This window comes from Mesorhizobium sp. M2A.F.Ca.ET.042.01.1.1 (assembly GCF_003997405.1).
Taxonomy (GTDB): domain Bacteria; phylum Pseudomonadota; class Alphaproteobacteria; order Rhizobiales; family Rhizobiaceae; genus Mesorhizobium.
The window spans coordinates 1-2,109 of sequence record NZ_RZRX01000492.1; the positions used below are offsets into that span (position 1 = coordinate 1).

Annotated in this window: 5 protein-coding genes; 3 read left to right on the top strand and 2 right to left on the bottom strand. The window is 63.9% G+C overall.

From position 1 onward, the window contains the following. Positions 1–183 (top strand): DUF2934 domain-containing protein (locus tag EOA23_RS34100; protein WP_145966588.1); only part of this gene is annotated, 183 nt, incomplete at its 5' end. An 8-nt stretch (positions 184–191) separates the two neighbouring features. Next, positions 192–329: a hypothetical protein gene (locus tag EOA23_RS35950; RefSeq protein WP_189341821.1), complete on the top strand. Its 138-nt coding sequence runs from the start codon at positions 192–194 to the stop codon at positions 327–329. 14 nt (positions 330–343) lie between these two features. On the opposite strand, the gene EOA23_RS34105 is transcribed toward EOA23_RS35950, so the two are convergent. Both EOA23_RS34105 and EOA23_RS34110 read right to left on the bottom strand, forming a co-directional pair. Beyond that, complete coding sequence (locus tag EOA23_RS34105; protein WP_126062607.1) at positions 344–946, bottom strand: diguanylate cyclase; 603 nt, start codon at positions 944–946, stop codon at positions 344–346. 10 nt (positions 947–956) lie between these two features. After that, positions 957–1,151: a hypothetical protein gene (locus EOA23_RS34110; protein WP_127307265.1), complete on the bottom strand. Its 195-nt coding sequence runs from the start codon at positions 1,149–1,151 to the stop codon at positions 957–959. Between the two features lie 262 nt (positions 1,152–1,413). Between EOA23_RS34110 and EOA23_RS34115 the strand changes: the two genes are divergently transcribed. Beyond that, positions 1,414–1,989, top strand: coding sequence for a response regulator (locus tag EOA23_RS34115; protein WP_245474446.1), 576 nt, complete (start codon positions 1,414–1,416; stop codon positions 1,987–1,989). Positions 1,990–2,109: the final 120 nt, after the last annotated feature.

The window sequence follows — 2,109 nt, forward strand, 5'->3', positions numbered from 1 at the left end:
AGGAAGCGCGCGCACGAGATATGGGAACGCGAAGGCAGACCCGAGGGACGCCAGCAGGAACACTGGGATCAGGCCGTCCAGGAGATCGAGTCGGAAGGTTCGGAGGCCGAGCGCGGTCCGGTGGCGCCCGATCCCGCTGTTGGGGTCGGCTCGGACCCGGCCGCCAACCGGCCAGGGGGCTGAAGCCGCTGATGCGCCGTATCATATTCGCAGTTGGCCTTCTGGTGATCGTTCTGGTCGCCCTCTGGCTGTGGGCTGGCCAGAATGGTGGGCGTCCGGCCGGCGGTGCCCAGCAGCCCTCGCCGCACGCTATCGACCAGAATGGCTGAGACGATGAGGCGCTTCATCGCGCGGCGGTGTCGCCGGCCTTGTGCCGCCTTGCCTTGGCTGGAACGAGCCGGCCCGCGTTGGCGCGCAGGCCTCTGAAGAACTCCTCCACATAGGGCAGCAGTTCGAACAGCACGATAATGACCATCACGGCGGCAATATATGTCACCGGCAACTGCTCCTGCTTCCAGGTCAGATCGAAGCGAGCCTTTTCCGTTCCGGCGCCAAACAGCGCCAGGAATTGCCCCCAATGCAGCGCCACCACGATGACCACGCCCATCAGCGGGATCATCTCCAGGAAGCTGTGCACATGCTGCTCGATCGGGCTCACCGTGCGCGCCGTGGTCGCGTAGCGCACGTCCCACATCGCTGTCGCTTCATGGACAAAGAAGGTGACGATCATCACCGCGATGACCAGGGCGTTCACCTCGAGGAACATTGCCGCAAGCAGCGGGATCCCGACCTCGGCGAACATCAGGAGATGGATGAGCGATTCCTTCGCGCCAGTCGTGGACTCTATGTGGGTCGCGCGGTGGCAGAGCCAATCGGCAAAACCCGCGATCAGCCAGACCGGCAAGACGAAATACATCAGGATGAGGACCATCGGATCGTCAAGCACGGCTGCCCCCCTATCTATCGCCATTGTCCGCGTCCCGCTTCAGCTTTGCCGCCTCGCGATCGAGCACGTTCGGATCGTTTCCGTATTTCAGGATCAGCGCCAACGCCAACCCGCTTGGAATTCCCGCTCTTTCCGCGAGGTCGCGGACACGTTCGGCATTCTCACGCTCGTTATCGTCCTTGGAGGCTTCGCCGTGCGATGTCATGGTGCTGGTTCCCGGCCAAGTCCCGCCTCGTGCCGAACCGCAGGCCGGCGCAATGGTTCCATGCCTGCCGGATCGGATCGAAGCGCATGCGGCGAACGGCCGGAACGGTTCACCCGTCGCTGCGTTCTAACATCTGGCTTCCCTGCGGCCTCACTGTCATGCGCGCCGATGTCGGCGCGGCATGGTCCAGGGCTGCGGTCTCACCACGTCGGAATGCTATTGACGGAGTTCGTGCGTGCGAAACCTCAGGGGACTTCACCTCTTGATCGCGGAGGACGAGTGGCTGCTCGCCAGCGATCTCGCGACCTTCTTCGCTGACATGGGCGCGATCATCCTGGGACCGGTGGCGACGCTGGAACAGGCCGGACGACATGCCAAAGCAGCCGAGGCCGCGATCCTGGACATCGACTTGCACGGCCGCAAGATTTTCCCGGTGGCGGACGAACTGATGCTGCGCAACGTGCCCTTCGTGTTCTTCAGCGGATATGACGACATCGCCATCCCCGAGCATTTGCGTTTCGCCAGCAGCCTGAGCAAGTCCTCGAACCGCGTGAGCCTGGTCGATGCGTTGTTCCCGCCGGAGCCCTCCGCAGAGCCGGCGACCGTCATGCAGCCGGTGTCCGCGGCCGAGGACGTCGTCGCGCTGCTGCCCAAGCTCCGGCTCACCGCACGTCTGCTGCTGGACGATGCCGGAGCCTCCGACCGCCTTGTCGAGCACACTCTGGAACAGGCGCTTGAGGACATCGACAAAAGGCCCGAGGACTCGTCCATTGCCGACTGGCTGAACGCCATCATGCGCAGGATAGCGCAGTTGCGCGGAGCTTCTCTTCTGCACTGATCATCTCTGCACTGATGGTCGGGCAGCCGAGCCGCCGGCGACCTGCGCTCGCCGGGCGACCAGCACGTCTCAATGCGTAAATCGGCTTCTGAGCCAGGCGAGGATCCGGCTGCCTCTTAC